3 rRNA genes are annotated in these 5,335 nt (G+C 58.2%); all 3 read right to left on the bottom strand.

Annotated features, from left to right (window positions below):
• Nucleotides 1–7: 7 nt before the first annotated feature.
• The 3 genes from rrf to EF834_RS17990 all read right to left on the bottom strand — a co-directional run bounded on the left by rrf (nt 8) and on the right by EF834_RS17990 (nt 5,227).
• A 5S ribosomal RNA gene (rrf, locus tag EF834_RS18000) occupies nt 8–124 on the bottom strand.
• Between the two features lie 107 nt (nt 125–231).
• Nucleotides 232–3,367, bottom strand: a 23S ribosomal RNA gene (locus EF834_RS17995).
• A gap of 339 nt (nt 3,368–3,706) precedes the next feature.
• Nucleotides 3,707–5,227: ribosomal RNA gene (locus tag EF834_RS17990) — 16S ribosomal RNA — on the bottom strand.
• The 16S, 23S and 5S rRNA genes sit together here, the layout of an rRNA operon.
• Between the last annotated feature and the right edge of the window lie 108 nt (nt 5,228–5,335).

Raw genomic sequence — 5,335 nt, 5'->3', positions numbered from 1 at the left:
AACGGGTGTTCGGCGGTGTCCTACTCTCCCACACCCTGTCGGGTGCAGTACCATCGGCGCTGGAGGGCTTAGCTTCCGGGTTCGGAATGGGGCCGGGCGTTTCCCCTCCGCTATGGCCGCCGTAACTCTGTGAAACTGTCACACCCCCCTTTTTTGGTTCGCCGGCGGTTTGCCGGCGGGTGGGGGGTTGTGTGTTGTTTCAGATACTGCACAGTGGACGCGTAGCTTCTTCGTGGTAAGTCCTCGGCCGATTAGTACCAGTCACCTGCACACATTGCTGTGCTTCCAGTTCTGGCCTATCAACCCGGTGGTCTGCCGGGGGCCTTACCCCCTCGAGGGGGTGAGAAACCTCATCTTGGAACAGGCTTCCCGCTTAGATGCTTTCAGCGGTTATCCCTTCCGAACGTGGCCAACCAGCGGTGCTCCTGGCGGAACAACTGGCACACCAGAGGTTCGTCCGTCCCGGTCCTCTCGTACTAGGGACAGCCTTCCTCAAGTTTCTGACGCGCGCGGCGGATAGAGACCGAACTGTCTCACGACGTTCTAAACCCAGCTCGCGTGCCGCTTTAATGGGCGAACAGCCCAACCCTTGGGACCTACTCCAGCCCCAGGATGCGACGAGCCGACATCGAGGTGCCAAACCATCCCGTCGATATGGACTCTTGGGGAAGATCAGCCTGTTATCCCCGGGGTACCTTTTATCCGTTGAGCGACACCGCTTCCACATGCCGGTGCCGGATCACTAGTCCCGACTTTCGTCCCTGCTCGACCCGTCAGTCTCACAGTCAAGCTCCCTTGTGCACTTGCACTCGCCACCTGATTGCCAACCAGGCTGAGGGAACCTTTGGGCGCCTCCGTTACATTTTGGGAGGCAACCGCCCCAGTTAAACTACCCACCAGGCACTGTCCCTGAACCAGATCATGGTCCGAGGTTAGAGGTCCAATACGATCAGAGTGGTATTTCAACAACGACTCCACGAACACTGGCGTGCCCGTTTCACAGTCTCCCACCTATCCTACACAAACCGAACCGAACACCAATACCAAGCTATAGTGAAGGTCCCGGGGTCTTTTCGTCCTGCCGCGCGTAACGAGCATCTTTACTCGTAATGCAATTTCGCCGAGTCTGTGGTTGAGACAGCAGAGAAGTCGTTACGCCATTCGTGCAGGTCGGAACTTACCCGACAAGGAATTTCGCTACCTTAGGATGGTTATAGTTACCACCGCCGTTTACTGGGGCTTAAATTCTCAGCTTCGCCATTGCTGGCTGACCGGTCCTCTTAACCTTCCAGCACCGGGCAGGCGTCAGTCCGTATACATCGTCTTACGACTTCGCACGGACCTGTGTTTTTAGTAAACAGTCGCTTCTCTCTGGTCTCTGCGGCCCCCACCAGCTCGGAGTGCAAGACTCGTCACCGGCGAAGGCCCCCCTTCTCCCGAAGTTACGGGGGCATTTTGCCGAGTTCCTTAACCACAGTTCTCTCGATCGCCTCGGTATTCTCTACCTGACCACCTGTGTCGGTTTGGGGTACGGGCCGTGTGAAAGCTCGCTAGAGGCTTTTCTCGGCAGCATAGGATCACTGAATTCGCCTCACTCGGCTACGCGTCACGTCTCAGGCATCGTGAGTGGCGGATTTGCCTACCACTCGCCCTACACGCTTACACCAGTATCACCACTGACTGGCTCAGCTACCTTCCTGCGTCACCCCATCGCTTGGCTACTACCAGATCGGTTCACGCGCATCCACCCACCGAAGACCCGAAGGTCCAAGGCCGGCTTCTGGGCGCTTAGCATCACTGATTCACCAGGGGCGCGTTCACACGGGTACGGGAATATCAACCCGTTGTCCATCGACTACGCCTGTCGGCCTCGCCTTAGGTCCCGACTCACCCTGGGCGGATTAACCTGGCCCAGGAACCCTTGGTCATTCGGCGGACGAGTTTCTCACTCGTCTTTCGCTACTCATGCCTGCATTCTCACTCGCGCAGCCTCCACAACTAGTTCACACTGCTGCTTCCACGACTGCACGACGCTCCCCTACCCACCCACACCACTGCACACGCCCCCGCAGGGGCGCATGAATGTGTTGTGTGAGTGCCGCGGCTTCGGCGGTGTACTTGAGCCCCGCTACATTGTCGGCGCAGGATCACTTGACCAGTGAGCTATTACGCACTCTTTCAAGGGTGGCTGCTTCTAAGCCAACCTCCTGGTTGTCTTCGCGACCCCACATCCTTTTCCACTTAGTACACGCTTAGGGGCCTTAGCCGGCGATCTGGGCTGTTTCCCTCTCGACTACGAAGCTTATCCCCCGCAGTCTCACTGCCGCGCTCTCACACCCTGGCATTCGGAGTTTGGCTGACGTCAGTAACCTTGTGGGGCCCATCGGCCATCCAGTAGCTCTACCTCCAGAGTGAAACACGCGACGCTGCACCTAAATGCATTTCGGGGAGAACCAGCTATCACGGAGTTTGATTGGCCTTTCACCCCTACCCACAGCTCATCCCCTCAGTTTTCAACCTAAGTGGGTTCGGGCCTCCACGACGTCTTACCGTCGCTTCACCCTGGCCATGGGTAGATCACTCCGCTTCGGGTCTAGAACATGCCACTACAGGTCGCCCTATTCGGACTCGCTTTCGCTACGGCTCCCCCACACGGGTTAACCTCGCGACATGCCACTAACTCGCAGGCTCATTCTTCAAAAGGCACGCCATCACCCACCCACCCGAAGGCGGCGCAGGCTCTGACGGATTGTAAGCGCACGGTTTCAGGTACTATTTCACTCCCCTCCCGGGGTACTTTTCACCTTTCCCTCACGGTACTCGTCCGCTATCGGTCACCAGGGAGTATTCAGGCTTATCGGGTGGTCCCGACAGATTCACAGCAGATTTCACGGGCCCGCTGCTACTCGGGTGTCCGCCACGACAGTCACCATGTTTTCGTCTACGGGACTCTCACCCTCTACGACAGGCCGTTCCAGACCACTTCGACTAACACGATGATTTCTCACTGTCGGCCAATCCGGCAGAATTGACTATGGCGGATCCCACAACCCCACGAATGCAACGCCCGCCGGCTATCACACACCCATGGTTTAGCCTCATCCGCTTTCGCTCGCCACTACTCACGGAATCACATGTTGTTTTCTCTTCCTGTGGGTACTGAGATGTTTCACTTCCCCACGTTCCCTCCACACACCCTATACATTCAGGTGCGGGTAACCACACATCACTGTGGCTGGGTTTCCCCATTCGGACATCCTCGGATCTCAGCTCGGTTGACAGCTCCCCGAGGCTTAACGCAGCCTCCCACGTCCTTCATCGGCTCCTGGTGCCAAGGCATCCACCGTACGCTCTTAAACACTTACAACAAAGATGCTCGCGTCCACTGTGCAGTTCTCAAACAACACACCCCGCCCGGAACACCACGCCGACACCAGACCACCACCGAAGCAATGCGGTCTGCCGACCATCCGAACAGGATCAGTCCTACCTTCGAGGAAACACTCGCGTGTTCTCTCAGGACCCAACAGTGCGCCGATATAACCCCTCTTCCCACCGGCACACGGGCCGGCGGCAACGAAGAGGAATGGCTGTCAGTGTTCCACCCATGAGCTCCTGCCGCTCCACATCCGGGAGCTGAAACAGGCTCTGCCAGACCATCATCCACCGACTCCTCGGCGGTCCACGTCTGGAGAACGCTCCTTAGAAAGGAGGTGATCCAGCCGCACCTTCCGGTACGGCTACCTTGTTACGACTTCGTCCCAATCGCCGATCCCACCTTCGACGGCTCCCTCCCCGAGGGGTTGGGCCACCGGCTTCGGGTGTTACCGACTTTCATGACGTGACGGGCGGTGTGTACAAGGCCCGGGAACGTATTCACCGCAGCGTTGCTGATCTGCGATTACTAGCGACTCCGACTTCACGGGGTCGAGTTGCAGACCCCGATCCGAACTGAGACCGGCTTTAAGGGATTCGCTCCACCTCACGGCATCGCAGCCCTCTGTACCGGCCATTGTAGCATGTGTGAAGCCCTGGACATAAGGGGCATGATGACTTGACGTCGTCCCCACCTTCCTCCGAGTTGACCCCGGCAGTCTCCTGCGAGTCCCCGCCATTACGCGCTGGCAACACAGGACAAGGGTTGCGCTCGTTGCGGGACTTAACCCAACATCTCACGACACGAGCTGACGACAGCCATGCACCACCTGTATACCGACCACAAGGGGGCACCCATCTCTGGGTGTTTCCGGTACATGTCAAACCCAGGTAAGGTTCTTCGCGTTGCATCGAATTAATCCACATGCTCCGCCGCTTGTGCGGGCCCCCGTCAATTCCTTTGAGTTTTAGCCTTGCGGCCGTACTCCCCAGGCGGGGCGCTTAATGCGTTAGCTACGGCACGGATCCCGTGGAAGGAAACCCACACCTAGCGCCCACCGTTTACGGCGTGGACTACCAGGGTATCTAATCCTGTTCGCTACCCACGCTTTCGCTCCTCAGCGTCAGTTACTGCCCAGAGACCCGCCTTCGCCACCGGTGTTCCTCCTGATATCTGCGCATTTCACCGCTACACCAGGAATTCCAGTCTCCCCTGCAGTACTCGAGTCTGCCCGTATCGCCTGCAAGCCCGCAGTTGAGCTGCGGGTTTTCACAGACGACGCGACAAACCGCCTACGAGCTCTTTACGCCCAGTAATTCCGGACAACGCTCGCACCCTACGTATTACCGCGGCTGCTGGCACGTAGTTGGCCGGTGCTTCTTCTGCAGGTACCGTCACTTGCGCTTCGTCCCTGCTGAAAGAGGTTTACAACCCGAAGGCCGTCATCCCTCACGCGGCGTCGCTGCATCAGGCTTTCGCCCATTGTGCAATATTCCCCACTGCTGCCTCCCGTAGGAGTCTGGGCCGTGTCTCAGTCCCAGTGTGGCCGGTCGCCCTCTCAGGCCGGCTACCCGTCGTCGCCTTGGTAGGCCATTACCCCACCAACAAGCTGATAGGCCGCGGGCCCATCCTGCACCAGTAAACCCTTTCCACCACACACCATGCGATGCGCGGTCCTATCCGGTATTAGACCCAGTTTCCCGGGCTTATCCCAGAGTGCAGGGCAGATCACCCACGTGTTACTCACCCGTTCGCCGCTCGTGTACCCCCGAAGGGGCCTTACCGCTCGACTTGCATGTGTTAAGCACGCCGCCAGCGTTCGTCCTGAGCCAGGATCAAACTCTCCGTTGAAGACTCTCGATCAACCGGACCAGCCGGCAATCAGCCATACGACATCGAGTCAAATCACCAGCATGAAAAACTCAAACTAGCATTTCGCCAGCCGCCCCGGACGGAAGA

Origin of the sequence: Rhodococcus spongiicola, from assembly GCF_004011835.1 — a bacterium.
In the GTDB taxonomy this organism is placed as follows: Bacteria; Actinomycetota; Actinomycetes; order Mycobacteriales; family Mycobacteriaceae; genus Prescottella; species Prescottella spongiicola.
Note: the sequence above shows the minus strand (reverse complement) of the source record. Positions and strands in the feature narration are given on the sequence as shown.